Below are 25,654 nucleotides of genomic sequence, written 5' to 3'. Positions count from 1 at the left end.
GCTGTGGCCGGACCGGCCATGGCGAAATCGTCGAATAGCAAATAGCGAAAAGGCGCATCTCGAGATGCGCCTTTTCATCGATCAAGGACCTTGCATCCAGCAGGACGGCGGAGCACCAGCAACCTCGTCTGGCAGCCCGCCCATCAAGCCCAGGTGCGCCGTCAGTGGGTACTGACGCGCTCCTTGCCTTCCTGATCCCGCTTCTCGTCCTTGCTGACGAGCTCCGGACCATCGTCCGGAAGCGGCTCCGGCGTGTATTGCAGCGCAACCTCCAAGACCTCGTCAATCCATTTGACTGGCTTGATCTGCAAGTCGGCCTTGATGTTGTCCGGAATGTCCCGCAGATCCCGGACGTTTTCTTCCGGAATGATCACGGTACGGATGCCGCCGCGGTGGGCTGCGAGCAGCTTTTCCTTGAGGCCACCAATGGCCAGAACCTGACCACGCAGGGTGATCTCGCCGGTCATGGCCACATCGGCCCGGACCGGAATGCGGGTAGCCGCCGAGACCAGCGCCGTGCACATGCCGATACCGGCACTCGGACCGTCCTTGGGCGTCGCGCCTTCGGGTACGTGGATATGGATGTCGTGCTTCTCGTGGAAGTCCTTGGGAATACCCAGGCTGCGGCCACGGCTGCGGACCACGGTCAGGGCCGCGGTGATGGACTCGGCCATCACGTCGCCCAGCGAGCCGGTCTTGATCATTTGGCCCTTGCCGGGAACGACCGCGGACTCGATGGTCAGCAATTCGCCACCTACCTGGGTCCAGGCCAGGCCGGTCACCTGACCGATCTGATCCTGCTGCTCGGCGAGACCGTAGCGGAACTTGCGCACGCCCAGCCAGTGCTCCAGGGTGTCCACGGTGACGCTGGCGGTACGCTCCTTGCTCAGGGCGTGCTGCTTGACCACCTTGCGGCAGACCTTGGCGACCTGCCGTTCCAGGCTCCGAACGCCCGCTTCGCGGGTGTAGTAGCGGATGATGTCGCGCAGGGCGTCTTCATCGAACTCCACCTCGCCCTTCTTCAGGCCATTGGCCTTGACCTGCTTGGGAATCAGGTAGCGGATGGCGATGTTGACCTTTTCCGCCTCGGTATAGCCCGGCAGGCGAATCACTTCCATGCGGTCCAGCAGCGGCGCCGGAATGTTCATGGAGTTGGCAGTGCAGACGAACATCACGTCGGAGAGGTCATAGTCCACTTCGAGGTAATGGTCGTTGAAGGTGTGGTTCTGCTCCGGGTCCAGGACCTCGAGCAATGCGGAGGCAGGATCGCCACGCATGTCGTTGCCCATCTTGTCGATTTCGTCGAGCAGGAACAGCGGATTGCGCACCCCGACCTTGGTCATCTTCTGGATGAGGCGACCCGGCATGGAGCCGATGTAGGTGCGACGGTGACCGCGGATCTCGGCTTCGTCACGCACGCCACCCAGGGCCATGCGCACGAACTTGCGACCGGTGGAGCGAGCGATGGACTCGGCCAGGGAAGTCTTGCCCACGCCAGGCGGGCCGACCAGGCACAGCACCGGGCCGCGTACCTTCTTCACGCGCTTCTGCACGGCGAGGTATTCGAGGATGCGTTCCTTCACCTCTTCAAGACCGTAGTGATCCTTGTCGAGGACTTCCTCGGCACGGCCCAGGTCCAGGCGGACCTTGCTCTCGGCCTGCCACGGCACGTTGACCAGCCAGTCGATGTAGGAGCGCACCACGGTGGCTTCAGCGGACATCGGCGACATCTGCTTGAGCTTGTTCAGCTCGGCATTGGCCTTGGTCAGGGCATCCTTGGGTAGACCGGCCGCTTCGATACGACGCTTGAGGTCATCGACCTCGTTGTGTCCTTCGTCGATGTCACCCAGTTCTTTCTGGATGGCCTTCATCTGTTCGTTGAGATAGTACTCGCGCTGGCTGCGCTCCATCTGCTTCTTGACGCGACCGCGGATGCGCTTCTCCACCTGCAGGAGGTCGATTTCGGCATCCAGCAGGGCCAGCACGTGCTCGACGCGCGCGCCCAGCTCGGTGATCTCGAGGATCTCCTGCTTCTGCTCGATCTTCAGCGCCATGTGGGCGGCCATGGTATCGACCAGGCGGCTGGGATCCTCGATGCTGTTGAGCGAGGACAGCACTTCGGCGGGGACCTTCTTGCCAAGCTGCACATACTGCTCGAACTGACTCATCAGGCTGCGCGAAAAAACCTCGGATTCACGATCCGGGACTTCGCTGTCCTCGATCAACGTGACCAGCGCACGGGCATAGGCCTGGCTTTCGACGAAGGACTCGATACGGCCACGCTGCTCGCCTTCGACCAGGACCTTGACGGTGCCATCGGGCAGCTTGAGCAGCTGGAGAACGGTTGCCACCGTACCCATGTGATACATGTCATCCGCGGCGGGATCGTCATCGCCGGGATTCTTCTGCGCGACCAGCAGGATCTGCTTGTCGCCAGCCATGGCGGCTTCGAGGGCCTCGACGGACTTTTCCCTTCCGACGAACAATGGGATGACCATGTGGGGATAGACCACTACGTCACGTAGGGGCAGCAGGGGAAGTTCTATCGTCGTAGTCATGGGATACGGGTCTCGGCAAATAATCGGCCGCAGATGCGGTTAAGGCCTCGGTTTTTCCTAACATGAGGTTGGCCGCCGCAAAATACAACCGTCGCTGAAATGAAAAAGGGGCCGAAGCCCCTTTTGTCACGCGTCCGGCGCCGCCTTGGCGGGCTCGCTGTTCTCGTAGATGAGCAGCGGCTGGGAACTCCCGTCGATGACGCTCTCGTCGATGACCACCTTGCTGACTTCCTTCTGCGAAGGAATCTCGTACATGGTCTCGAGCAGGATGCCTTCGAGGATGGATCTCAGACCCCGGGCACCGGTCTTGCGCTCCAGAGCCTTGCGGGCAACCGCCTTGAGCGCGTCGGGACGGAACTCCAGATCCACGTCTTCCATCTCGAACAGCTTGGCGTACTGCTTGGTCAGGGCGTTCTTCGGCTCGGTCAGGATCTGCATGAGCGCCGGCTCGTCCAGCTCGTCCAGGGTCGCGATGACCGGCAGACGACCGACGAACTCCGGAATCAGACCGAACTTGACCAGATCCTCGGGCTCGGCGTCACGCAAGGATTCGCCGATCTTCTTGCCCAGCTCCACGCTGCGCACCTCGGCGTTGAAGCCAATACCGCCGCCCTTGGTGGAACGATTCTGGATGACCTTTTCCAGGCCAGCGAAGGCGCCACCGCAGATGAACAGGATGTTGCGGGTATCGACCTGCAGGAATTCCTGCTGGGGATGCTTGCGGCCACCCTGGGGCGGAACCGAAGCCACGGTACCTTCGATCAGCTTCAGCAAGGCCTGCTGCACACCCTCGCCCGAGACGTCACGGGTAATGGAGGGGTTGTCGGACTTGCGCGAGATCTTGTCGATTTCGTCGATGTAGACGATGCCCATCTGGGCCTTTTCCACATCGTAGTCGCACTTCTGCAGCAACTTCTGAATGATGTTCTCGACGTCCTCACCCACATAACCGGCTTCGGTCAGCGTGGTGGCATCGGCGATGGTGAAAGGTACGTTGAGCAGGCGCGCCAGCGTTTCCGCCAGCAGGGTCTTGCCCGAACCGGTCGGACCGATGAGCAGGATGTTGCTCTTGCCCAGCTCGACGTCGTCTTTCTTCTCGCGCTGATTCAGACGCTTGTAGTGGTTGTAGACGGCAACGGCGAGGACCCGCTTGGCACGCTGCTGACCAATGACATACTGGTCGAGGATAGCGCTGATTTCCTTCGGCGCTGGCAGCTTGTGCGCATTGCTTTCGGCCTGAGCTTCCTGGACTTCCTCGCGGATGATGTCATTGCACAGGTCGACGCATTCGTCGCAGATGAAGACGGAGGGTCCAGCGATCAATTTACGTACTTCGTGCTGACTCTTGCCGCAGAAGGAGCAGTAAAGCAGCTTGCCGTTATCGTCGCTATTGCGCGTATCTGTCATTCGATCGATCCAATGGAATGTGCTTACATCAACAAGATGGAGCCTATTGCACGGTTTTTCAAGCCTACCTGCCCAAACGACGGCGCCTGGGCAGGTGGTCGAGGCGGGGTCAGGCGGGGTCAGGCGGGGATGTTGCGCTTCTCGAGGACCTTGTCGATCAGGCCGTAGGCAACGGCTTCGGGGCCACTCATGAAGTTGTCACGGTCGGTATCGCGGGCGATCACGTCCATGGGCTGACCGGTGTGATGCGCCAGTACCTTGTTCAGACGCTCACGGATGGTCAGAATTTCACGGGCGTGAATTTCGATGTCCGACGCCTGACCCTGGAAGCCGCCCAGGGGCTGGTGAATCATCATCCGCGAATGCGGCAGGCAGAAGCGCTTCTCGGCGGCGCCGCCTGCCAGCAGCAGGGCGCCCATGCTGCAGGCCTGGCCGATGCAGATGGTGGAGACGTCAGGCTTGATGAACTGCATGGTGTCGTAGATCGACATGCCAGCGGTCACCGAACCACCCGGGCTGTTGATGTAGAGGTGGATGTCCTTGTCAGGATTCTCCGCTTCCAGGAACAGCAGCTGGGCGACGACCAGGTTGGCCATGTAGTCCTCGACCTGACCCACCAGGAAGATGACCCGCTCCTTGAGCAGCCGGGAGTAGATGTCATAGGCGCGTTCGCCCCGGGCGGATTGTTCCACCACCATGGGTACCAGACCGCCAGCGGCTTGAATATCGGGCATGGATTGCATGTATGAATTGCGGGACATGTCCTGCACTAGCTCCCTATCTGGATAACCTGTCAAAAACACATAAGCCAGCACGAGGCTGGCTTAGGTGAACTAGCAACTGGAGGCAGATCAGGCTGCTTGCGGAGCCTCGGCCGGTTTGACCGCGTCCTCGTAGGAGACCTGCTTGTCGGTGACTTTTGCCTGCTTGAGGACAGTATCCACGACTTGTTCTTCCAGTACAACCGAACGCACTTCGTTCAGCTGCTGCTCGTTCTGGTAGTACCACTTCACTACCTGCTCGGGCTCCTGATAGGCCGCAGCCATTTCCTCGATCAGCTCGCGGACGCGGGCGTCATCGGGCTTGAGCTCGAACTGCTTGACCATCTCGGCGATGATCAGACCCAGCAGCACGCGGCGCTTGGCCTGCTCGCTGAACAGCTCGGCCGGCAGTTGCTCGGGCTGGATGTTGCCACCGAACTGCTGGACGGCCTGAACGCGCAGACGATCCACTTCGTTGCTGATCAGGGCGGCCGGGACGTCGATCTGGTTGGCGGCCAGCAGACCGTCCATGACCTGGTTCTTGACCTTGGTCTTGAGGGCCTGGCGCAGCTCGCGATCCATGTTCTTGCGCACTTCGGCGCGGAAACCTTCGACGGTGGTCTCTTCCACACCAAACTGCTTGAAGAAGGCTTCGTTCAGTTCGGGCAGCTCGGGAGCGGCCACTTCCTTGACGGTGACCTTGAACTGAGCGGCCTTGCCGGCCAGATCCAGGTTCTGGTAGTCCTCGGGGAAGGTCAGGTCGAGCACGCGCTCGTCACCGGCCTTGGCGCCGACCAGGCCGTCTTCGAAACCGGGAATCATGCGACCCGAGCCCAGCACCAGCTTGGTGCCTTCGGCGGAACCACCGGCGAAGGCTTCGCCGTCCTGGGTACCGACGAAGTCCAGGGTGAGCTGGTCATCGTTGGCGGCAGCGCGGTCAACGGCTTCATAACGGGTGCCCTGCTTGCGCAGCACGTCGAGCATCTTGTCGATGTCGGCGTCTTCAACGCTTGCGTCCTGACGCTCGATCTCGATGCCGTCCAGGCCCTTGACTTCGAACTCGGGGAAGACTTCGAAGGTGGCAACGTATTCCAGGTCCTTGCCCTTTTCGAACACCTTGGGTTCGACGGCGGGTGCGCCGGCCGGGTTGAGCTTCTGCTCGACAACGGCTTCGTAGAAGGTTTCCTGAATGAGATCACCCAAGGCTTCCTGACGAGCCGAGGCTTCGTAGCGCTGGCGGATGACGCTCATGGGTACCTTGCCCGGGCGGAAACCGGGAACCTTGGCACGCCGTGCAGTCTGCTGCAGACGCTTGTTCACTTCGGTTTCAATACGCTCGGCCGGCACGCCAATGGTCATGCGACGCTCGAGAGCAGAGGTGTTTTCAACGGAAACTTGCATGGATATTCCTCGTGGCACAGAAACAGGCCGGCACTCCGACCCCCCAGAATCAAGGGCGACCATTCTAGAGACAGTCTCAGGCGAAGTCACCTGGCTTGATCCAGCGGTGCGTACGGGCACTGCCGAAGGAAGCCTGAACGAGCGCGTCGAGAGCAACATTTTGTTGCCCGCATATAGTTGTACGACGTCGTATGTAGTGCTAAACCCTGAAGGGCAAGCTAACGAAGAGGCCGCCTCCGGCCCTATTCACAACAACAACAATCGTTAGGAGAACCGCCCTAATGGACCAATCTGGTTCCGTCGAGAAATCCATACCCGAGAGCAAGGAGCAGAGCTCCGGCCTGCGCCGCCTGGCGAAGCTGCTGGGGCCTGGCATCATTGCGGTGCTGTCCTGGCTGGGCGCCGGGGACCTCATCACCTCCTCGGTGGCAGGGGCCAACTACGGCTACGCCATGATGTGGGTGCTGGCGGTGTCCCTGCTGCTGCGCTTTCTCATCGTCAACATCATCGCCCGTTTCCAGCTGTGCAATAACCGCGGCATGTCGATCCTCGAAGGCTATGCCCAGCTGCACCCGGTGTTCGCCTGGTTCATGCTCGGCTATGCGCTGATCATGGGGCACCTGACCAACGCCTACATGCTCAAGGGCGCCGGCGAAGCCCTGGCCACCCTGCTCCACCTCGACCAGCCGCTGCTCTGCTCGGTGGCGGTGGTGATCGCGGTCTGGCTGCTGGTGGGCCGCAACTTCTATGCGCTGATCGAGGGGGTGATGAAGGTGTTGCTGGCCGTCATGACTCTGGCCTTCATCACCCTGGCGGTAATGTCGGGTCCGGACCTGGGCGGAATCCTGCGCGGCACCATCGGCTTCAGCATCCCGCCGGACGAAGGCGTGCACGGCGCCCTGCTGGTGGCCGTATCGGTGATCGGCGCCGTGGCCGGCTCCATCGCCAACTTCGTGCATCCCTATGTGATGAAGGAAAAGGGCTGGACCGGCCCGGAACACAAGCGCATCCAGCGCAACGACCTGCTCTTCGCGGTGGTGGTCGGCATCGTCATCAACCTAGCCATCTGGGTGGTCGGGGTGGAGATCCTCAGACCCAATGGCCTGCAGGTGAATACCCTGAGCGACCTGGGTGCGGCCCTGGAGCTGTTCTTCGGCACCGGCGGCTGGCTGATTTTCTTCACCGGGGTCTTCGCCACCCTGTTCGCCAGCGTGGTGGGCAAGACCACCGCCTTCCCCATGCTGATCACCGATGCCCTGCAGCACATCCGTCCGGAACGCCGCGAACGCTATGGCAAGACCTTTCACAAGGACCCGGCGCACAGGTGGTTCCTGCTCTTCATCCTGGTGACGCCGCTGGTATGGTCGCTGCCGGGCATGCCCGACTTCGTGACCCTGACCATTGGCGTGAATGCCCTCAACATCGTCGGCCTGCCGGTGATCTCCCTGGGGCTGCTGATCATGTCCAACCAGAAGTCGCTGCTGGGCGACAAGTACCGCAACAACTGGTTCGAGAATCTGGCGCTGGGCTTTGCCACCCTGCTGGCGATCTGGGTCGCGATCCAGTTGGGCCTGCAGTTGCTGGACTGAGCCCTGCCGTTTCGGGGCGGGTTCGCCGCCCCCGCTTTCTTCAAGGAGTCTAGAGATGCCTGAACAGAACGAACGTCCACTGCTGCTGCAGGTGGGTCCGCTGCTGCCTGCCCTGCAGGACGCCCTCACTTCACGCCATGAGGTGCTGCGGCTCTGGGAAGCACCCGACCCGTCCGCCCTGCTCGCCGCGCGTGGTCAGGACGTGGTGGCCCTGGTCACCTCCGGGGTGTATGGCGCGACGCGCGAGCTGATGAGCGCCCTGCCTGGCCTGAAGGCGGTGTTCAGTTTCGGGGTGGGCTACGACAGCATCGACATCGCCGCCGCCCGGGATCTGGGCGTGGTGGTGAGCAATACCCCGGGCGTGCTGGACGACTGCGTCGCCGACACCGCCTTCGCCCTGCTGATCGATGTGGCGCGGGGCATCAGCGCCGCGGATCGCTTCGTGCGCCGCGGTGACTGGCAGCAGGGCAAGTTTCCACTGACCTCGCGCCTGGCCGGCAAGACTTGCGGCATCGTCGGCCTGGGCAATATCGGCAAGAGCATCGCCCGCCGGGTCGAGGCCTTCGGCATGGAGGTGGCCTACCACGGTCGCCAGCGGCAACCGGACGTCCCCTATCGTTATCACGCCGAGCTGGAAGACCTGGCCAAGGCGGCGGACTTCCTGGTCCTGTCGCTACCCGGCGGACCGGCCACCGATGGACTGGTCGATGCGCGAATCCTCGCCGCCCTGGGGCCCCGTGGCTATCTCATCAACATCGCCCGCGGGAGTGTGGTCGACGAGCCCGCCCTGGTGGCCGCCTTGCAAGCCGGCAGCCTAGGCGGCGCCGGCCTGGATGTCTTCGCCGAGGAGCCCGCGGTGCCCGCCGCGCTACTGACGCTGGACAACGTGGTCCTCACCCCGCACCTCGGCAGCGGTACCCACGAGACCCGCCAGGCCATGGCCGACCTGGTACTGGCCAACGTGGAGCGCTATTTCTCCGAGGGTCGCCTGGTCACGCCGGTCTGACCGCAGATGCCTGCCGGCCAGTGTGCTACTCGATGGCCGGCAGGGTCTTGCCGCGGATACGGCGGGCCAGGGAGTCGTAGATCTCGCGGCAGCCTTCGGCCCAGAAGCGATCGGGATCGTCCTGGGGTTCGAGGGTGACGGAGAACTCGCCGTCACGCTCCTTCAGCACGAAATGGTCGTTGGTATAGAAGAAGGACAGGCCGATGGCGAAGGTCTGCGGGGTGCCGGCGAGGTCATCGACGATCACCGTGAGGTCGTAACGGGCATAGACCTCCAGCTCGCGCACGATATTGCCATCGACGCGCTTTTCCAGGCCCAGCCCGGCATCCACCTGATCCGCGGGGGTGAGTCCCAGGTAGCGGGTGAAGCAGTCCGGCAATTCATGCAGACGGCGCTCCAGTCCCTGCCAGTAGGCTTCTTCCCGCTCGGCCGCCTTGCTCAGCGCCTGACTCAATGCCTGATATCGTTCCATTGCCGTTCCCATGTGTTCACCGGAGGCCGTCGACGGACGACCGACAGCTCTGAGACCCCAGCCGGGTCCCGGGGTGCCGCAGCGATTGGCGACGGGCTTCAGGATGCCGGCCAGCCCAGCACCGGGGCGCGGGTTTCACCGAGCAGGAAGCCCCGATTGGCGTCGGTGCAGGCGCGCAGATAGTCGGTCACCAGGGTGATGCGCCGCAGGCGGCGCAGGTCTTCGCGGTAATAGAGCCAGAATTGCCGGGTGATCTGGATCTGCTCCGGCAGGAGCGCCACCAGCCGCGGATCGGGTTCGGCGACAAAGCACGGCAGGATGGCCAGGGCGTGCCCGCACAGGGCCGCCTGGTATTGGGCGATCACGCTGGTGCTGCGCAGGCCGCTGCTGGCCTCGGGCAGGATGCGCTCCAGATAGAGCAGCTCGGGGCTGAAGGCGAGATCGTCGACGTAGGTGATGAATCTGTGGCGCTGCAGATCGGCCAGCTGCGTGACGGGTGGGTGGCTGGCCAGGTAGTCGGCGGTGGCATAGAGCCGCAGGCGGTAGTCGCAGAGCTTGCGGCAGACATAGGGCCCGCGCTCGGGCCGCTCCAGGGTGATGGCGATGTCGGCTTCGCGACGCGACAGGTTGACGAAGTGCGGCACCGGCAGCACCTCCAGGGTGATGCCGGGATAGCGATCCTGGAAGAAGCTCAGCTGGGGCGCGACGAAGTAGCTGCCGAAGCCTTCGGTGGCGCCGATGCGCACCTGGCCGGACGGCGCCAGTCGGGTGTCGGAGATCTGCTCGCAGGCGGTCTGCAGGGTGCTTTCCAGGGTTTCCGCGTGCACCAGCAGGCGCTGTCCTTCCATGGTGAGGCTGAAGCCGGTGCTGCGCGACTTCTCGAACAGCAGCGCCCCCAGCGCCTTTTCCAGGGCGGCGATCCGCCGCGAAACGGTGGTGTAGTCCACCCCCAGTCGCCGGGCGGCGGCGCTGGCCTTCTGGGTGCGCGCCACTTCGAGGAAGAATCTGAGATCGTCCCAGTCGAGACGTCCCGCCGGGTTATTGGATTTTTGCATATCGGTCGGGCGTTTTTGTCGGAAGCCAGGGGACTTTTGCCGGAACTATACTGCTTACCAGGTCGCGTCACGAGCGGTGACGGCGCGAATCTCTGCCTGCCAACAACAATAAAGAGCAGACCACCATGACCCACCCGCACGCCCCATCCCGGCGCCAGGCCGGACGCTGCCCTTCCTTCCCGCCCCTGCAGGCCGCGGGGAATCGCCCATGACCGCCGGCGACGCCTTCCGTGAAGCGCGCGACTTCCTGCTGCGCCATCGCACCGACTACGCCACGGCCGTCCGCGATTTCCGCTGGCCGGAGCTGGAACACTTCAACTGGGCGCTGGACCATTTCGATCGCCTGGCCGAGGAGCATGCCGGTCCGGCGCTGTGGCGGCTGGATGCCGAGGGCCGGGAGGAGCGCTACAGCTTCGCCGAGCTGCGCCAGGCGTCGAATCGCACCGCCAATTTCCTGCGCGCCCAGGGTGTGCGTCGCGGCGAACGCATCCTGGTGATGCTGGGCAACGAGGTGGCGCTGTGGGAGACGCTGCTCGGCGCCTTCAAGCTGGGCGCCGTGGTGGTGCCCGCCACCACCCTGCTCAGCGATGCCGATCTGCAGGATCGCGTGCAGCGCGGACGTATCGCCCACCTGGTGGTGGGCAGCGCCCATACGGAGCGTTGCGCCAGTCTGGATCCTGGCCTCACCCGCATCTGCGTCGGGGCGTCAGTGGCCGGCTGGCAGCCCTATGCGCCGGACGCCTGTGCCAGCGACTTCCTGCCGGACGGCCCTACCCTCGCCACGGATCCGCTGCTGCTCTATTTCACCTCGGGGACCACCTCGCGGCCCAAGCTGGTCCTGCACAGCCACAGCAGCTATCCGGTCGGGCACCTGTCCACGCTCTACTGGATCGGCCTGCAACCCGGCGATGTGCACCTCAACATCTCTTCCCCCGGCTGGGCCAAGCATGCCTGGAGTTGCGTCTTCGCGCCCTGGAACGCCGGTGCCTGCGTGTTCATCCATGATGTGCCGCGCTTCAAGCCCCAGGCGCTGCTGGAGGTGCTGGCGCACTACCCGGTCACCAGCCTCTGCGCGCCGCCCACGGTATGGCGGATGCTGATCCAGGAGGACCTCGCCGCCTATCGCGATCGACTCGACCTGCGGGAGCTGGTCGGTGCGGGCGAGCCGCTCAATCCCGAGATCATCGACAGCCTGCAGGCAACCTGGGGGCTGACCCTGAGAGACGGCTTCGGCCAGTCGGAAACCACCGCGCTGGTGGGCAACACCCCCGGACAGCCGCTCAAGCCGGGCTCCATGGGTCGTCCGCTGCCCGGGTGCCACGTCGAATTGCTGGATGCCGATGGTCGACCGGGCGACGACGGCGAGGTGGCACTGTCCCTGCAACCGCGGCCGGCCGGGCTGATGCTGGGCTACGAGGACAGCCCGGAAAAGACCGCCGAGGTGATGCGCGACGGGCACTACCGCACCGGCGATACCGCGGTGCGCGACGCCGAGGGCTACATCACCTTCGTCGGGCGCGCCGATGACGTCTTCAAGTCGGCGGACTACCGCATCAGCCCCTTCGAACTGGAGAGCGCCCTGATCGAGCATCCGGCGGTGATGGAGGTGGCGGTGGTGCCGAGCCCCGATCCCCTGCGCCTCAATGTACCCAAGGCCTTCGTCATCCTCGTCGCCGACCACGCGCCTTCGCCCGCGCTCGCGCAGGAGCTGCTCGGTTTCGCCCGTGGCTGCCTGTCGCCCTACAAGCGGGTGCGGCGCCTGCAATTCGTCAGCGAACTGCCCAAGACCCTGTCCGGCAAGATCCGCCGCATCGAATTGCGCCTCGGCGAGGCCCAGCGCCGCGCCAGCGGCACCCCCGATGTCCACGACTACGCCGAAGAAGACTTCGCTGCTCAACCTGCCCCGGCCACCCCGGCCACCGCTCAGGAATCCCTGTCATGACCCAGACCGCCATCAAAGACGTGCCGCTGCTGATCGACGGCCAATTCGTCACCTCCACCAGCCGCGAAGGCCGCGAGGTGATCAATCCGGCGACCCAGGAGGTGCTGGCGCGGGTGCCCTTCGCCACCGCCGAGGAGGTGCAGCGCGCCGTGGCCAGTGCCAAGGCGGCCTTCGCCACCTGGCGCAAGACGCCCATCGGCGCCCGGGCGCGCATCTTCCTGCGCTACCAGCAGCTGATCCGCGAGCACATGAGCGAATTGGCCGCGTTGCTCACCGCCGAACAGGGCAAGACCCTGGCCGACGCCGAGGGCGATGTCTTCCGTGGCCTGGAGGTGGTGGAGCACGCCGCGGCCATTGGCAACCTGCAGCTGGGCGAGCTGGCCAACAACGTCGCCAGCGGAGTGGACACCTATACCCTGCTGCAACCCCTGGGCGTCTGCGCCGGCATCACCCCCTTCAACTTCCCGGCGATGATTCCGTTGTGGATGTTTCCCATGGCCATCGCCTGCGGCAACACCTTCGTCCTCAAGCCTTCGGAGCAGGATCCGCTGGTGACCATGCGCCTGGCCGAGCTGGCGCTGGAAGCCGGGGTGCCGCCCGGGGTGCTCAACGTGGTCCATGGCGGACCGGCGGTGGTGGACGCCCTCTGCGATCACCCGGACATCAAGGCGCTGTCCTTTGTCGGCTCGACCCGTGTCGGCACCCACGTCTATCGCCGCGCCAGCGAAGCCGGCAAACGCGTGCAGTGCATGATGGGCGCCAAGAACCATGCGGTGGTGATGCCCGACGCGCCCCACGAGCAGACCCTGGCCAATCTGGTGGGCGCCGCCTTCGGGGCGGCGGGTCAGCGCTGCATGGCGGTCTCGGTGGTGGTGCTGGTGGGCGAGGCCAACAGCTGGGTGCCGGACCTGGTGGCCAAGGCGCGCAGCCTCAAGGTGGGTGCGGGTCACGAGCACGGCACCGACGTCGGCCCGCTGATCTCCTGCCAGGCCCTGGACCGGGTCAGCGGCCTGATCGAGCGCGGGCTGAGCGAAGGCGCGACCCTGGAGCTGGACGGCCGCAACATCCAGGTCGAGCGCTACGAGAAGGGCAACTTCGTCGGCCCGACGCTGTTTTCCGGGGTGACCACCGACATGACCCTGTACCGCGAAGAACTGTTCGGACCGGTGCTCTGCGTGATGCACGCCGCCACCCTCGACGAGGCCATCGCCCTGATCAACGCCAACCCCAACGGCAACGGCGTTGCCCTCTTCACTCGCTCCGGCGCCGCGGCACGGCGCTTCCAGGAAGACATCGACGTCGGCCAGGTCGGCATCAACGTGCCCATTCCGGTACCGGTGCCGCTGTTCTCCTTCAGCGGTTCGCGCGCCTCCAAGCTGGGTGACCTGGGGCCCTACGGCAAGCAGGCGGTGCTCTTCTATACCCAGACCAAGACCATCACCACGCGCTGGCCCGACGAGCAGGACGTCGGCAGCGCCGGGGTCGTCAACACCACCATCACTCTCAAGTAGGGGAGACGCCAGCATGCATCTGGGATTTCTGGGACTGGGCAACATGGGCGCCCCCATGGCCCGCAACCTGCTCAAGGCCGGCCATCAGCTGACCGTCTTCGACCTCTCCGCCGCCGCGCTGGAAGCGCTGCGCGCCGAAGGGGCCGAGGTTGCCGCCTCGCCTACCGCCGTGGCGGAAAGTGGCGCGGAAGTGATCATCACCATGCTGCCCGCGGCCGCCCATGTAAAGACGGTCTATCTCGGTGACGACGGGCTGATCGCCCGGGCCCGTCCGGGCACCCTGCTGATCGATTCCTCCACCATCGATCCGCTCAGCGCCCGGGCGGTGGCCAGCGCCGCCGCCGAGTGCGGCCTGGAAGTGTTGGACGCCCCGGTCTCCGGCGGCACCGGCGGCGCCGCGGCCGGCACCCTCACCTTCATGGTCGGCGGCAGCGAGGCGGGCTTCCAGCGTGCCCAGCCGCTGCTGGCCGCCATGGGTCGCAACCTGGTGCACTGCGGCGCCAGTGGCAACGGTCAGGTGGCCAAGGTCGCCAACAACCTGCTGCTGGGCATCTCCATGATCGGGGTGGCCGAGGCCATGGCCCTGGGTACCCGCCTGGGCATGGACGCCAAGACCCTGGCCGGGGTAATCAATACCAGCAGCGGGCGCTGCTGGAGTTCGGAGGTCAACAACCCCTATCCGGACGTGCTGCCCCAGGCGCCGGCCTCGCGCGGCTACCAGGGCGGCTTTGCCGCCGAGCTCATGCTCAAGGACCTGGGCCTGGCCACCGAGGCGGCGCGTGCCGTGCGCCAGCCGGTGATCCTTGGGGCGGTCGCGCAGCAGCTCTATCAGAGATTCAGCCGCGCGGGTGGCGGCGGCCTGGATTTCTCGGCCATCATCCAGGACTACCTGGACGAGGACGGTGCATGAGCGACGCCAAGGTGCTGTTGGAAAGACGCGGCGGGGTCGGCTATCTGACCCTTGATCGCCCGACCGGGCTCAATGCCCTGGATCTGCAGATGGTGCGCGCCCTGCACGGGGCGCTGCGCGACTGGGAGCAGGACCCGGCCGTGCGGGTGATCGTGCTGCGCGGCAACGGACCCAAGGCCTTCTGCGCCGGCGGCGATGTCCGGGCGCTGTACGACAGCTACCAGCGCGGCGACGACCTGCACCTGAGCTTCTTCACCGAGGAATACGCCCTCGACCTGGCACTGCACCGCTATCCCAAGCCCATCCTGGCGCTGGCCCATGGGCTGGTGCTGGGCGGCGGCATGGGCCTGGTGCAGGCGGCGCGGCTGCGGATCGTCAGCGAGCGCACCCGAATGGCCATGCCGGAAACCGCCATCGGCTATTTCCCCGACGTCGGCGCCAGTCATTTCCTGCCACGCCTGCCCGACCAGCTGGGTCTCTATCTGGGCCTGACCGGGGTGCAGATCGGCCCGGCCGACGCCCTGGCCGCCGGCCTGGCCGATGTCTTCATTCCGGAAGCGGCGAACGACGACCTGCTCCGGCGCCTGGAGGCGGCCACCGCCCAGGGCCCGACCGATCTGGCCGCGCTGCTGCAGGCGTTCGCCGCAGCGCCGGCCGAAGTCGCGCGCCTGACCGAGCTGCGCCCGGCCATTGCCGAGCACTTCGCGGCGGCCACCGTTGAGGAGTTGCGCGCCGGCCTGCAGGCGGAGCAGCGCCCCGCCTATCGCGACTGGGCGCAGGAGACCCTTGTCACCCTGGACGCCCGTTCACCGCTGGCGGTCGCCACCGCCCTGGAGCTGTTGCGCCAGGGCGGTGGGCTGTCCCTGGAGCAGTGCTTCGCTCTGGAGCTGCACCTGGATCGCCGCTGGTTCGAGAAAGGCGAGATCATCGAAGGGGTGCGCGCCATGCTGGTGGACAAGGACCGCACACCGCACTGGAATCCGGCCCGCTGGCAGGATCTGGACCCTCGTCGCGTCGCGGCCTTTTTCTCCGACTTTCGCCATTCTTGAGGGAGGCTCCCATGCACGACATCGAACTCACCGAAGAACAACGCATGATCCGCGACCTGGCACGCGACTTCGCCCGCCGCGAGGTCGCGCCCCACGCCCGCGCCTGGGAAAAGGCCGAGTGGATCGACGACGCCGTGGTCGCCCAGCTGGGTGAGCTGGGCCTGCTGGGCATGGTGGTGCCCGAGCAATGGGGCGGCACCTACCTGGATTACGTCGCCTATGCCCTGGCCGTGGAAGAGATCTCCGCCGGCGACGGCAGCCTTGGCGCCCTGATGAGCATCCACAGTTCGGTGGGCTGCGGCCCGCTGCTGCGCTACGGCAGCGCCGCGCAGCAGGATCACTGGTTGCCCGACCTGGCCGCCGGCAAGGTGATCGGCTGCTTCTGCCTAACCGAACCCCAGGCCGGTTCCGAGGCGCACAATCTGCGCACCCGCGCGGTACTCGACGGCGACAGCTGGGTGCTCAATGGCAGCAAGCAATTCGTCAGCAACGGGCGCCGCGCCGGCCTGGCCATCGTTTTCGCGGTGACCGATCCGGAACTGGGCAAGAAGGGCCTGTCGGCCTTCCTGGTACCCACCGACACCCCAGGGTTTCGCGTCGAGCGCACCGAACACAAGATGGGCCTGCGCGCCTCCGATACCTGCGCCGTCACCCTGGACAACTGCCGCATCCCGGCGGCCAACCTGCTGGGCGAACGCGGCAAGGGCCTGGCCATCGCGCTCTCCAATCTGGAGGGCGGTCGCATCGGCATCGCCGCCCAGGCCCTGGGCATCGCCCGCGCGGCCTTTGAGGCGGCGCTGGGCTATGCCCGCGAGCGCATCCAGTTCGACAAGGCCATCATCCAGCACCAGAGCATCGCCAACATGCTGGCCGACATGCATACGCGCCTGAACGCCGCGCGACTGCTGATCCTGCACGCCGCGCGACTGCGCACGGCTGGCCAGCCCTGCCTGAGCGAAGCCTCGCAGGCCAAGCTGTTCGCCACCGAGACGGGCGAATGGGTGTGCTCCAAGGCCATCCAGATCCATGGCGGCTATGGCTACCTGGAGGACTATCCGGTGGAGCAGTATTACCGCGATATCCGCATCACCCAGATCTACGAAGGCTCCAGTGAAATCCAGCGCCTGCTGATCACCCGGGAACTCGATCGCTACGAAATGTGAGGGCGTACGGGATGACGGCCGTGACCTGTCCAGCAAAAGCCGAAGATGACATCCAGGCGTCATCTGGACAGCGCCGGGCGGGTGCTACGCTCCGGACAGGGATCGTGTCTGGTCCCGGTCTTGCCAAGGAATACCGTTATGGCCTCCCTGCTCGCCTGCATCGATGGATCCCCCCACGCCGAAAGCGTCTGCGACCACACCGCCTGGTTGTCGCGACGCCTGGATGCGCCCGTCACCCTGCTGCATGTGCAGGAGTCGGCCAGTAGCGGCAAGAAGGTCGCCAACGGTACCCCGGTCTATCTGGACGATGACGTCGGTGCCGGCATGGCCAAGGCGCTGCTGCTCAATGCCCGCCAGCGCCTCCTCCAGCAGGGCCTGACCTCGGCACCGCAGATCCTGCGCCGCCCCGAGGGACTGGTGGATACCCTCAAGACCCTCGAAGGGGATACCCGCCTGCTGGTGATCGGCAAGCGCGGCGAGCGCTCCGGGGACAGCGGCATCGGCAGCCAGCTGGAAGCCGTGGTACGCGCCGTGCACCGGCCGATCCTGATCTGCTCGGGCCCCTTCAAGCCCCCGCGCCAGTTCACCATCGCCTATGACGGTCGGGAAGCCACCCACCAGGGCATCCTGGCGCTGGCGCGCAGTCCGCTGCTGACCGGCATGAGCGGCACGCTGCTGCGGGTCGGCGAAGACGATCCGATCCTGCGCAAGCGCCTGGAAGACCTGGCGCTGCTGCTGCGCAGCGCCGGGTGCCGGGTCGACACCACCGTCGCCCATGGCGACGTGGAGCGCATCGTCCCTCGCCACCTCGACGAACGCCGGGCCGACCTGCTGATCATGGGTGCCTACAGCCATTCCTCGGTCTGGCGCTTCCTGCGCGGCAGTCGCACCACCCAGCTGCTGCACAAGACCGAAGTACCGATGCTGCTGCTGCGCTGATCCTGGTTGCGTCACGGCACAGTCCATCCGTCTGGGACGCGCTTCGTCGGCCAGCCGACCTTCACGCTCAAGCCCGTCCGAAAGTCGCCGAAGCAACTCTTATAGAGCCCCGCCCTCCGCCGGGCTCCCCGGCGCGTCGGTAGGCACCATGAGCACCCATGTCATCCATTTCACCGGTCCCATCAATTCCACCAGTTGCGGCCAGCTGATCGCCCATTGCTCCCAGGCGGTCCAGCAGGATGCCTCGCGGATTCTGCTGAAGATCGCCACCATGGGCGGTGACTGCAGCTACGGCTTCACGATGTACAACTTCCTGCTGTCCCTGCCGCTGCCGGTGCACACCCACAACCTGGGTACCGTCGAATCCATGGGCAACATCCTGTTCCTGGCCGGCGAACACCGCACCGCCAGTCGCCACAGCAAGTTCCTCTACCATTCCTTCTACTGGAACCTGAACAACTCGGTGGACCATGCGCGCATGGCCGAATACGCCATGTGCCTGGACTACGACCTGGACCTCTACGCCGGCATCGTCGCCGAACGTACGGCCGGTGCCGCCGAAGCCCTGGACATCTACAGCTGCCTCAAGGCCAACGCCCGGCTGCTGAGTCCGGAAGCGGCCCTGACCACCGGGGTGATCCATGCCGTGGACGAATGCCGGGTACAGCCGGGTGAGGTCACCACTTTCATCCACCTTTAAGCGGGCAATAAAAAACCCGGTGGCCAAAGGTCACCGGGTTTTTTATTGCCCGCTGCTGAAGATCAGCGGCTGAAGGACACCAGGGTGTTCGGGTAGCCGACGCTGGCATCCAGGCGGCTGGCGTCGAAGAATACCCCCAGGTTGCTCGCGCCCTCCTGCACATAGCTGATCTTGAGGATCTGGCCATTGACGAGGCGTACCGAGCCACCCAGCTTGAAGGCCGAACGATTGGCCGCGGTGGCCGGGATGGAGATGGCCGCGCCGCGACGGTAGACACCGCGATTCCAATCGGCGTTGGTGAAGTCGTTGATGGCGCTGCTGACGCTGGCGGCGCTGGTCACGCCGGTGGGCGACACGGTCACCGTCTTGGGATAGCCCACGGCGTTGCCGTTGAAGGGCGTGCCCTCGGTGAAGACGCCCAGGCTGTTGCCGACCTGCACCGCGGAAATCCGCCGCACCTGGCCATCCGCGGTGGTGAGATAGGCACCGGCCTTGAAGGCGGCGCGGTTCACCGCGGTACCGGGTACCGAGATCGCGGCCTTCTTGAGGAACACCCCCTTGTGCCAGTCCGGGTTGGTGAAGTCGTTGATCACCGAGGTCACGGTACCGGCGGTCGCCCCGGTGCTCGGCGGAATCTGCACACCGGCATTGCTACCGGTGTTGCCTGCGTTGCCGGTGTTGCTGCCGCTGCCGGAATTGCCGCCGGCGCTGCCGCCTGCCGAACCGCTGTTGCCGGTGGCGCTACCGCCGGTGGCCGGCGCGGTGCTGCCACTGGCGACCGGACCGATGGCAGTGCAGCTGCTGTCGTCCAGGTACTTGCGCAGGGTCGGCCACTGCGGCCGCTCCTGGCCATTGATCGGCTCCACCGACATGAAGTAGCTGCCCCAGCCGGGACCGGCGGCCCAGTAGGAGGCCGGGATGCAGTTCTGCTTGAGGTAGGCCAGCATGTTGTCCATCAGCAGATTCCAGCGCGGATTGTTGTCCGGGACACCGAATTCACCGATGTAGCCGCGCTTGTTGTTCTTCTTCAGCCAGTCGACAAAGGGCTTGACCCGGGTCACGCCATAGTTGGCGTCGAGCTTGTTGACATCGGTCTTGTCGTAGCTGCCGCCGGCGTTCTCGTCGAAGTAGGAATGCGCCGAGAAGATGATGTTGTTGGCCGGATCCTTCAGCCCCAGCAGGGCGTCGTTGAATTCGGCCCAGCGGGTGGCGCTCGACCAGCCGTTGCCTTCGACGATGACCGGGCGGGTGCTGTCCACCGCGCGCACGCCATTGATGCCGTACTGGGCCGCGGTCGGCCAGTAGGCCATGGCATCGTGGGGCTCGTTCATGATGTCGTAGGCGTACAGCGAGGACTGGCCGCTCCACTGCCGCGCGATGTGGGTCATGATCTCCTGATAGCGGGCATAGGGTACGCCGCTGGTGCCGATCACCTGGCCGCGATAGCGGGCGTAGTTGTGCAGGTCGAGGATGATCTTGATGCCGTGCTTCTGCGCATAGCCGAAGGTCTGGTTCACCAGGGCGACGTAGGCGCTGTCCAGTGGTCCGCCCAGCTTGGGTTGCAGGCGCTCCCAGATGATGGGGAAACGAATCAGCTTGACGCCCCGCGCGCTCCACTGCTGGAAGTAGGCCTCCACCGGGAAGATGTAGTTGGTGCCATTGATGCCGGGCAGCACCTGGGGCGCGAAGCCCGCACCCGACAGATTCAGACCGACCAGGCTGACAGGCTCGGCCTGGGCAACGCCAGCGGACAGCGCGAGAACAGTGGCGGCCGCGGCGAGCGGACGACGAAGGGCGGTAGCGAAGGAGCGGATAGGCGTCATGGTCGGATACTGCTCAGGGAGGCGTGGCGTCGATATCCTTTGTGTACGAGCAAAGCCTGGGTTTAGGTAAGGCCACTGGGACGTGACAAAAAAAGCACTCTGCGTCCTGCAGTTGCCTTACCCGATACAAGTCATATGCCAGGTGGCTGAAACCTTTCACCCCAAAAGTAGTCACTCTGCTTCACTTTCACGCTGAAACCCCTGACCTAGAGCCTTTACGGCAAACGTAACCAAATGTGCGCGGCATGGGGTCGCAGTGTCGAAACGCTGCGTCTGACAAGATAATCGCGCCCTAAAGACAGAAATCTGACGCCAAATTCATTGACGCTCAGACTGGGGAATTTTCCTGGGTCGCGGCTATCCAAGGCTCAGCAACGTCTTGTATATAAGGTCCAGTCATGCGCGCAGAACAGCCGGGAACCCCTGTCTTCCGACCCACTCTCCTGGTGGTGGACGACGAGCCACTGGTCGCGGATTTCGTCCGCGAGATCCTCGAACCCGAAGGCTTCAACATCATCGCCGCTGACTCCGCCGACACCGCGTTGACGCTGTTGGAAAAGGAAGACGCCAACATCGACCTGCTGCTCACGGATATCCGTATGCCGGGTTCGATGGACGGGGCGCAGCTGGCCAACATGGTCTGCCAGCGCTGGCCAGATATGCCGATTATTGTCATGTCCGGCTACGAAACGCCGTCCACCGCAAGCATCAAATGCCAGGTGCGCTTCCTGCCCAAGCCCTGGTCCATCGGTCAGCTGATCGATGCAGTGAACGGCGTCGCCTATTCGGTTACGCCCAGCGCCTGAAGACCTGGGAACCTTGGCGATGTGAATAGTGTCACATCGCCACCCTGGTACTTAGGACAATAACAATGCTCGCCCTCACCCATCAGTTCGTCGCTCAATTGCCCAACATCGATTGCCTGTTTGGCCCGTTGACCCCGGATGGCGGTCTGCCCGTGCAGCTCGGTCGTTCCTGCGACGAGCGCCGGCTGACCCTGATGCTGGATATGGCGCGCCTGCGTGATAGCGCCTATTGTGCCGCCCAGGCGCAGAAGGTCCGCAGCTCGCTCGGCATTCGCTAACGGCTTCTCCTGCGCTCAGAGCGGTGGCGCCGGCCTGAGTAGCACCGCCTTGAGCGAAAAGGCCGAGGTCACACTGGCCACTCCTGGAATGCAGGTCAGGGTCTCGGCTAGAAAGTGCTGATAGGCTGCCAGATCCTGCACCACCACTCGCAGCACATAGTCGGCATCCCCGGTCATCTGGAAACAGCTCATCACCTGGGGTGCCTTGACGATCTCCCGTTCGAAGGCGCGCAAATAGTCGGTGGACTGCTTTTCCAGACGCACCGAGACGAAGACGCTGACACTGCCGGCCAGCCGGGTCTCGTCGAGTTGGGCGTGATATCCCTGGATGTAGCGCTCCTCCTCCAGACGCTTGACCCGCCGTAGCGTCGGGGTCAGCGACAGCCCGATCTTCTGCGCCAGATCGCGCCAGCTCAGCCGCCCATCGGCGGACAGGGCATTGAGGATGCGCAGGTCGATACGATCCAGACCAGCCATGGTGCAAAACCTCTACTGTTGTTCTTGTACTGAGTTCAATAGCACCAAAAGCCCGGGCTGCCCACCCCGAAATTGCGGCAAAACGGCTAGTGGAGCCGGCCTATACTCAGGTGACCAATAACAAGATTGCCGAGGCCTCCACCATGTGGCACCCTGCATCGCATCCGGACGGCCAACCCGTCCTGCGACCCGCCCGCACCCTCATCCAGCTGGAGGGGCGGCCATGAGCGACTACCCTCCCCTGCGCCTGCACGTCCCCGAGCCCAGCGGCCGACCGGGACGTCCCACGGATTTCAGCTACCTGCAACTCTGCCCCGCCGGTCGTGCGGAAAGGCCGCCGGTGGACGTGGCACCGGTGGATACCCGGGAACTGGCCACCCAGCTGATCCGCATCCTCGACGAAGAGGGTCGCGCCGTCGGCCCCTGGGCCAGCGAAGAAGCGCCCGAACTGCTGCTGCAGGGCCTCAGGGCCATGCTCAAGACGCGGCTGTTCGATGCGCGGATGCTCAAGGCCCAGCGGCAGAAGAAGCTCTCCTTCTATATGCAGTGCCTCGGTGAGGAAGCCATTGCCGTCGGCCAGACCCTGGCGCTGCGCCCGGACGACATGCATTTCCCCACCTATCGCCAGCAGGGCATCCTCATCGCCCGCGAGGCGCCGCTGGACGAGATGATCTGCCAACTGTTGTCCAATGCCCGGGATCCGCTCAAGGGCCGCCAGCTGCCGGTGATGTACTCCTACCGCGACCTCGGCTTCTTTTCCATCTCCGGCAACCTGGGCACCCAGTACATCCAGGCGGTGGGCTGGGCCATGGCTTCGGCGATCAAGGGCGATACCCGCATCGCCGCCGGCTGGATCGGCGACGGCGCCACCGCCGAAGGCGACTTCCATGCCGCCCTCACCTTCGCCCACGTCTACCGGGCGCCGGTGATCCTCAACATCGTCAACAACCAGTGGGCCATCTCCACCTTCCAGGCCATCGCCGGCGGCGAGGGCATCACCCTGGCCACCCGTGGCCTCGGCTATGGCATCGCCGCCCTGCGGGTGGATGGCAACGACTTCCTCGCCGTGCTGGCCGCCTCGCGCTGGGCCGCCGAACGTGCCCGACGCAACCTGGGGCCGACCCTGATCGAATGGGTGACCTACCGCGCCGGTCCCCACTCCACCTCGGACGATCCGTCCAAGTACCGTCCCGCCGATGACTGGACGCACTTCCCCCTGGGCGATCCCATCGACCGGCTCAAGGCGCACCTGATCGGTCGCGGGCTCTGGTCGGACGAACAGCACCAGGCGCTGACCGCCGAGCTGGAAGCCGAGGTGGCGACCGCGCAGAAGGCCGCCGAAGCCCATGGCACCTTTGCCAGCGATCTCGCCCCCAGCGCCGCCGACATGTTCGAGGAGGTCTACCAGGACCTGCCGCCGCACCTGCGCCGCCAACGCCAACAGCTCGGGAAGTGACGCCATGACCGTACAACAGGAAACCGACCTGCCGACCCAGGCCGGCAGCCGCAGCACCCTGACCATGATCCAGGCCATCCGCTCGGCGATGGACGTGATGCTCGAACGCGACGACAACGTGGTGGTGTTCGGCGAGGACGTCGGCTACTTCGGCGGCGTCTTTCGCTGCACAGAGGGCCTGCAGGCCAAATATGGCGCCTCGCGGGTGTTCGATGCGCCCATCTCGGAGAACGGCATTGCCGGCGCCGCGGTGGGCATGGGCGCCTACGGCCTGCGCCCGGTGGCGGAGATCCAGTTCGCCGACTATGTCTACCCGGCCATCGACCAGATCGTCTCCGAGGCGGCGCGGCTGCGCTATCGCTCGGTCGGCCAGTTCACCTCGCCGCTGGTGTTCCGCATGCCCTGTGGCGGCGGCATCTATGGCGGCCAGACCCACAGCCAGAGTCCCGAGGCCATGTTCACCCAGGTGTGCGGCCTGCGCACGGTGATGCCCTCCAATCCCTACGACGCCAAGGGCCTGCTGATCGCCTCCATCGAGAGCGACGACCCGGTGATCTTTCTCGAACCCAAGCGCCTCTACAACGGCCCCTTCGACGGCCATCATGATCGTCCGGTAACGCCCTGGTCGGGCCACCCGGCCAGCGCCGTGCCAGACGGCTATTACCGTGTGGAGCTGGAACGGGCCGCCGTGGTCCGCCCTGGCAAGCAGGTCACGGTGCTGACCTATGGCACCACCGTCTGGGTCGCCCTGGCGGCCGCCGCCGAGACCGGCATCGATGCCGAGGTGATCGACATCCGCAGCCTCTGGCCGCTGGACCTGCAGACCCTCACCGATTCGGTGAACAAGACCGGTCGCTGCGTGGTGGTCCACGAAGCCACCCGTACCTGCGGCTATGGCGCCGAGCTGGTGTCCCTCATGCAGGAGCACTGCTTCCATCGCCTGGAGGCGCCCATCGAGCGCGTGACCGGCTGGGACACCCCCTATCCGCATGCCCAGGAATGGGACTACTTCCCGGGTCCGTCCCGGGTCGGCGCCGCGCTCAAGCGCGTCATGGAGGTCTGAGATGGGTACCCATGTCATCAAGATGCCCGACATCGGCGAAGGCATCGCCGAGGTGGAACTGGTCAAGTGGTACGTGGCGGTAGGGGATGAAGTCGGCGAAGACCAGACCCTGGCCGACGTCATGACCGACAAGGCCATGGTGGAGATCCCCTCCCCGGTGGTGGGCCGGGTGGTCGCCCTGGGCGGCGAGCCCGGCCAGGTGCTGGCCGTGGGCGCCGAGCTGATCCGCCTGGAGGTGGCCGGTGACGGCAATCTGCGCGAGGCCAGTCGCCCCGTGCCGATGGAAGCCGCGCCGGCGCCAGCACCCAAGGCGGAAGCGCCCAGGCCCGAAGCGGCCCCTGCTCCGCGACGCCTGGAAGCGGAGCTCCCGCGCGACGACGAGCGACCGGCTTCCCGTCCGGCCCCCGGCAGTCCGCCGCTGGCGTCTCCCGCGGTGCGCCAGCACGCCTGGGACCTGGGCATCGAATTGCGCTTCCTCACCGGCAGCGGTCAGGGCGGGCGCATCCTGCATGGCGATCTGGAAGCCTATGTGCAGCAACGCGACGCCGGACTGCCACCGGCCACTGGCGGCGGTGGCCTGGCGAAACGCAGCGGCGAGGAGCGCATCCCGCTGATCGGCCTGAGACGCAAGATCGCCGAGAAGATGCAGGCCGCCAAGCGGCATATCCCCCACTTCACCTATGTGGAAGAGGTGGATGTCACCGAGCTGGAAGCCTTGCGCGCCACCCTCAACCAGCGCTGGCAGGGACGTCGTGCCCATCTTACCCTGCTGCCCTTCCTGGCTCGCGCCCTGGTAGTGGCGGTGCGGGACTTTCCGCAGATGAATGCGCGCTTCGACGAAGACAGCAGCACCGTGACCCGCTACGGCGCCGTGCACCTGGGCATCGCCACCCAGGGCGAACAGGGTCTCGCGGTGCCGGTGGTGCGCCATGCCGAGACAATGGATCTCTGGGGCTGCGCCCAGGAGGTGGCACGGCTGGCCACCGCGGTGCGCGGCGGCAAGGCCGGTCGCGACGACCTGTCCGGCTCGACCCTGACCATCAGCAGCCTCGGTCCGCTGGGAGGCATCGCCTCCACGCCCATCATCAACCATCCCGAGGTGGCCATCATCGGCGTCAATCGCATCGTCGAGCGCCCGGCCTTCCGCAACGGCCTGGTGGTGCCACGCAAGCTGATGAATCTGTCCGCCTCCTTCGACCACCGGCTGATCGATGGCCAGGACGCCGCCAGCTTCATCCAGGCCGTGCGCCAGCTGCTCGAACAACCCGCCACCCTTTTCCTGGAGTAG

Annotated in this window: 22 protein-coding genes; 14 read left to right on the top strand and 8 right to left on the bottom strand. The window is 65.2% G+C overall.

The window, feature by feature from the left end; all coding sequences use genetic code 11:
- Positions 1–161: 161 nt before the first annotated feature.
- From lon to tig, 4 genes are all read right to left on the bottom strand, one after another.
- A complete protein-coding gene (lon, locus tag BGI51_RS16880) occupies positions 162–2,558 on the bottom strand; it encodes an endopeptidase La (protein ID WP_187979075.1) in 2,397 nt (798 codons plus the stop codon).
- 126 nt (positions 2,559–2,684) lie between these two features.
- On the bottom strand, positions 2,685–3,965 hold the full coding sequence (gene clpX / locus BGI51_RS16875; RefSeq protein ID WP_133859302.1) for an ATP-dependent Clp protease ATP-binding subunit ClpX: 1,281 nt from the start codon (positions 3,963–3,965) through the stop codon (positions 2,685–2,687).
- A 119-nt stretch (positions 3,966–4,084) separates the two neighbouring features.
- Complete coding sequence (gene clpP / locus BGI51_RS16870; RefSeq protein ID WP_007162222.1) at positions 4,085–4,726, bottom strand: ATP-dependent Clp endopeptidase proteolytic subunit ClpP; 642 nt, start codon at positions 4,724–4,726, stop codon at positions 4,085–4,087.
- A gap of 90 nt (positions 4,727–4,816) precedes the next feature.
- On the bottom strand, positions 4,817–6,127 hold the full coding sequence (tig, locus tag BGI51_RS16865) for a trigger factor (RefSeq protein ID WP_187979074.1): 1,311 nt from the start codon (positions 6,125–6,127) through the stop codon (positions 4,817–4,819).
- 281 nt (positions 6,128–6,408) lie between these two features.
- Between tig and BGI51_RS16860 the strand changes: the two genes are divergently transcribed.
- Positions 6,409–7,716 (top strand): Nramp family divalent metal transporter, encoded by a 1,308-nt coding sequence (locus tag BGI51_RS16860; RefSeq protein ID WP_187979073.1) that lies wholly within the window; start codon positions 6,409–6,411, stop codon positions 7,714–7,716.
- A gap of 55 nt (positions 7,717–7,771) precedes the next feature.
- Entirely contained in the window at positions 7,772–8,722 is a 951-nt protein-coding gene (locus tag BGI51_RS16855; protein WP_187979072.1) for a 2-hydroxyacid dehydrogenase, read from the top strand.
- A gap of 25 nt (positions 8,723–8,747) precedes the next feature.
- On the opposite strand, the gene BGI51_RS16850 is transcribed toward BGI51_RS16855, so the two are convergent.
- Positions 8,748–9,194, bottom strand: coding sequence for a hypothetical protein (locus tag BGI51_RS16850; protein WP_178083865.1), 447 nt, complete (start codon positions 9,192–9,194; stop codon positions 8,748–8,750).
- Between the two features lie 98 nt (positions 9,195–9,292).
- Positions 9,293–10,249, bottom strand: a complete 957-nt coding sequence (locus BGI51_RS16845; RefSeq protein ID WP_187979071.1) for a LysR family transcriptional regulator — start codon at positions 10,247–10,249, stop codon at positions 9,293–9,295.
- A gap of 208 nt (positions 10,250–10,457) precedes the next feature.
- On the opposite strand from BGI51_RS16845, the gene BGI51_RS16840 reads away from it, so the two are divergent.
- From BGI51_RS16840 to BGI51_RS16810, 7 genes are all read left to right on the top strand, one after another.
- Positions 10,458–12,191 carry an AMP-binding protein gene (locus tag BGI51_RS16840; protein WP_187979070.1) on the top strand — a complete coding sequence of 578 codons (1,734 nt, stop codon included), beginning with the start codon at positions 10,458–10,460 and terminating at the stop codon, positions 12,189–12,191.
- Entirely contained in the window at positions 12,188–13,702 is a 1,515-nt protein-coding gene (locus tag BGI51_RS16835; protein ID WP_187979069.1) for a CoA-acylating methylmalonate-semialdehyde dehydrogenase, read from the top strand. Before BGI51_RS16840 ends, BGI51_RS16835 begins: the two co-directional genes overlap by 4 nt.
- A gap of 13 nt (positions 13,703–13,715) precedes the next feature.
- On the top strand, positions 13,716–14,612 hold the full coding sequence (mmsB, locus tag BGI51_RS16830) for a 3-hydroxyisobutyrate dehydrogenase (protein WP_187979068.1): 897 nt from the start codon (positions 13,716–13,718) through the stop codon (positions 14,610–14,612).
- Complete coding sequence (locus BGI51_RS16825; RefSeq protein WP_187979067.1) at positions 14,609–15,661, top strand: enoyl-CoA hydratase/isomerase family protein; 1,053 nt, start codon at positions 14,609–14,611, stop codon at positions 15,659–15,661. The genes mmsB and BGI51_RS16825 overlap by 4 nt, the downstream gene beginning before the upstream one ends.
- A gap of 11 nt (positions 15,662–15,672) precedes the next feature.
- A complete protein-coding gene (locus tag BGI51_RS16820; protein ID WP_187979066.1) occupies positions 15,673–16,824 on the top strand; it encodes an acyl-CoA dehydrogenase family protein in 1,152 nt (383 codons plus the stop codon).
- Between the two features lie 138 nt (positions 16,825–16,962).
- Positions 16,963–17,763, top strand: coding sequence for a universal stress protein (locus BGI51_RS16815; protein ID WP_158891073.1), 801 nt, complete (start codon positions 16,963–16,965; stop codon positions 17,761–17,763).
- Between the two features lie 148 nt (positions 17,764–17,911).
- Positions 17,912–18,463, top strand: coding sequence for an ATP-dependent Clp protease proteolytic subunit (locus BGI51_RS16810; RefSeq protein ID WP_187979065.1), 552 nt, complete (start codon positions 17,912–17,914; stop codon positions 18,461–18,463).
- A gap of 62 nt (positions 18,464–18,525) precedes the next feature.
- On the opposite strand, the gene BGI51_RS16805 is transcribed toward BGI51_RS16810, so the two are convergent.
- Positions 18,526–20,286, bottom strand: coding sequence for a glycoside hydrolase family 5 protein (locus BGI51_RS16805; RefSeq protein ID WP_187979064.1), 1,761 nt, complete (start codon positions 20,284–20,286; stop codon positions 18,526–18,528).
- 398 nt (positions 20,287–20,684) lie between these two features.
- On the opposite strand from BGI51_RS16805, the gene BGI51_RS16800 reads away from it, so the two are divergent.
- Positions 20,685–21,092 (top strand): response regulator, encoded by a 408-nt coding sequence (locus tag BGI51_RS16800; RefSeq protein ID WP_158891078.1) that lies wholly within the window; start codon positions 20,685–20,687, stop codon positions 21,090–21,092.
- Positions 21,093–21,157: 65 nt separating this feature from the next.
- The gene (locus tag BGI51_RS16795) at positions 21,158–21,370 is read left to right on the top strand and encodes a hypothetical protein (RefSeq protein WP_187979063.1); all 213 of its coding nucleotides are present in this window, start codon (positions 21,158–21,160) and stop codon (positions 21,368–21,370) included.
- A gap of 15 nt (positions 21,371–21,385) precedes the next feature.
- On the opposite strand, the gene BGI51_RS16790 is transcribed toward BGI51_RS16795, so the two are convergent.
- On the bottom strand, positions 21,386–21,847 hold the full coding sequence (locus BGI51_RS16790) for an Lrp/AsnC family transcriptional regulator (RefSeq protein WP_027597697.1): 462 nt from the start codon (positions 21,845–21,847) through the stop codon (positions 21,386–21,388).
- Between the two features lie 223 nt (positions 21,848–22,070).
- Here BGI51_RS16790 and BGI51_RS16785 point away from each other — a divergent pair, with 223 nt between their 5' ends.
- Genes BGI51_RS16785 through BGI51_RS16775 form a run of 3 tightly spaced genes read left to right on the top strand, consistent with a single transcriptional unit; the run spans position 22,071 to position 25,654 of the window.
- Entirely contained in the window at positions 22,071–23,303 is a 1,233-nt protein-coding gene (locus tag BGI51_RS16785) for a thiamine pyrophosphate-dependent enzyme (RefSeq protein WP_187979062.1), read from the top strand.
- 4 nt (positions 23,304–23,307) lie between these two features.
- Positions 23,308–24,366, top strand: coding sequence for an alpha-ketoacid dehydrogenase subunit beta (locus BGI51_RS16780; RefSeq protein WP_187979061.1), 1,059 nt, complete (start codon positions 23,308–23,310; stop codon positions 24,364–24,366).
- Position 24,367: 1 nt separating this feature from the next.
- The gene (locus BGI51_RS16775) at positions 24,368–25,654 is read left to right on the top strand and encodes a dihydrolipoamide acetyltransferase family protein (RefSeq protein WP_187979060.1); all 1,287 of its coding nucleotides are present in this window, start codon (positions 24,368–24,370) and stop codon (positions 25,652–25,654) included.

The sequence above is a fragment of the Pseudomonas oryzihabitans genome (assembly GCF_014522265.1).
In the GTDB taxonomy this organism is placed as follows: Bacteria; Pseudomonadota; Gammaproteobacteria; order Pseudomonadales; family Pseudomonadaceae; genus Chryseomonas; species Chryseomonas aestiva.
The sequence above is the reverse complement of the archived record's forward strand: the minus strand, read 5'-3'. Positions and strand labels throughout refer to the sequence as shown.

What these genes read in the sequence shown, in the direction of transcription:
- BGI51_RS16795 (WP_187979063.1), top strand. Translation starts at nt 21,158, where the DNA reads ATGCTCGCCCTCACCCATCAGTTCGTCGCTCAATTGCCCAACATCGAT.
- tig (WP_187979074.1), bottom strand. Translation starts at nt 6,127, where the DNA reads ATGCAAGTTTCCGTTGAAAACACCTCTGCTCTCGAGCGTCGCATGACC.
- BGI51_RS16850 (WP_178083865.1), bottom strand. Translation starts at nt 9,194, where the DNA reads ATGGAACGATATCAGGCATTGAGTCAGGCGCTGAGCAAGGCGGCCGAG.
- mmsB (WP_187979068.1), top strand. Translation starts at nt 13,716, where the DNA reads ATGCATCTGGGATTTCTGGGACTGGGCAACATGGGCGCCCCCATGGCC.
- BGI51_RS16820 (WP_187979066.1), top strand. Translation starts at nt 15,673, where the DNA reads ATGCACGACATCGAACTCACCGAAGAACAACGCATGATCCGCGACCTG.
- BGI51_RS16845 (WP_187979071.1), bottom strand. Translation starts at nt 10,249, where the DNA reads ATGCAAAAATCCAATAACCCGGCGGGACGTCTCGACTGGGACGATCTC.
- BGI51_RS16775 (WP_187979060.1), top strand. Translation starts at nt 24,368, where the DNA reads ATGGGTACCCATGTCATCAAGATGCCCGACATCGGCGAAGGCATCGCC.
- BGI51_RS16815 (WP_158891073.1), top strand. Translation starts at nt 16,963, where the DNA reads ATGGCCTCCCTGCTCGCCTGCATCGATGGATCCCCCCACGCCGAAAGC.
- BGI51_RS16790 (WP_027597697.1), bottom strand. Translation starts at nt 21,847, where the DNA reads ATGGCTGGTCTGGATCGTATCGACCTGCGCATCCTCAATGCCCTGTCC.
- BGI51_RS16785 (WP_187979062.1), top strand. Translation starts at nt 22,071, where the DNA reads ATGAGCGACTACCCTCCCCTGCGCCTGCACGTCCCCGAGCCCAGCGGC.
- BGI51_RS16805 (WP_187979064.1), bottom strand. Translation starts at nt 20,286, where the DNA reads ATGACGCCTATCCGCTCCTTCGCTACCGCCCTTCGTCGTCCGCTCGCC.
- BGI51_RS16835 (WP_187979069.1), top strand. Translation starts at nt 12,188, where the DNA reads ATGACCCAGACCGCCATCAAAGACGTGCCGCTGCTGATCGACGGCCAA.
- clpX (WP_133859302.1), bottom strand. Translation starts at nt 3,965, where the DNA reads ATGACAGATACGCGCAATAGCGACGATAACGGCAAGCTGCTTTACTGC.
- BGI51_RS16800 (WP_158891078.1), top strand. Translation starts at nt 20,685, where the DNA reads ATGCGCGCAGAACAGCCGGGAACCCCTGTCTTCCGACCCACTCTCCTG.
- BGI51_RS16810 (WP_187979065.1), top strand. Translation starts at nt 17,912, where the DNA reads ATGAGCACCCATGTCATCCATTTCACCGGTCCCATCAATTCCACCAGT.
- BGI51_RS16825 (WP_187979067.1), top strand. Translation starts at nt 14,609, where the DNA reads ATGAGCGACGCCAAGGTGCTGTTGGAAAGACGCGGCGGGGTCGGCTAT.
- BGI51_RS16780 (WP_187979061.1), top strand. Translation starts at nt 23,308, where the DNA reads ATGACCGTACAACAGGAAACCGACCTGCCGACCCAGGCCGGCAGCCGC.
- clpP (WP_007162222.1), bottom strand. Translation starts at nt 4,726, where the DNA reads ATGTCCCGCAATTCATACATGCAATCCATGCCCGATATTCAAGCCGCT.
- lon (WP_187979075.1), bottom strand. Translation starts at nt 2,558, where the DNA reads ATGACTACGACGATAGAACTTCCCCTGCTGCCCCTACGTGACGTAGTG.
- BGI51_RS16855 (WP_187979072.1), top strand. Translation starts at nt 7,772, where the DNA reads ATGCCTGAACAGAACGAACGTCCACTGCTGCTGCAGGTGGGTCCGCTG.
- BGI51_RS16840 (WP_187979070.1), top strand. Translation starts at nt 10,458, where the DNA reads ATGACCGCCGGCGACGCCTTCCGTGAAGCGCGCGACTTCCTGCTGCGC.
- BGI51_RS16860 (WP_187979073.1), top strand. Translation starts at nt 6,409, where the DNA reads ATGGACCAATCTGGTTCCGTCGAGAAATCCATACCCGAGAGCAAGGAG.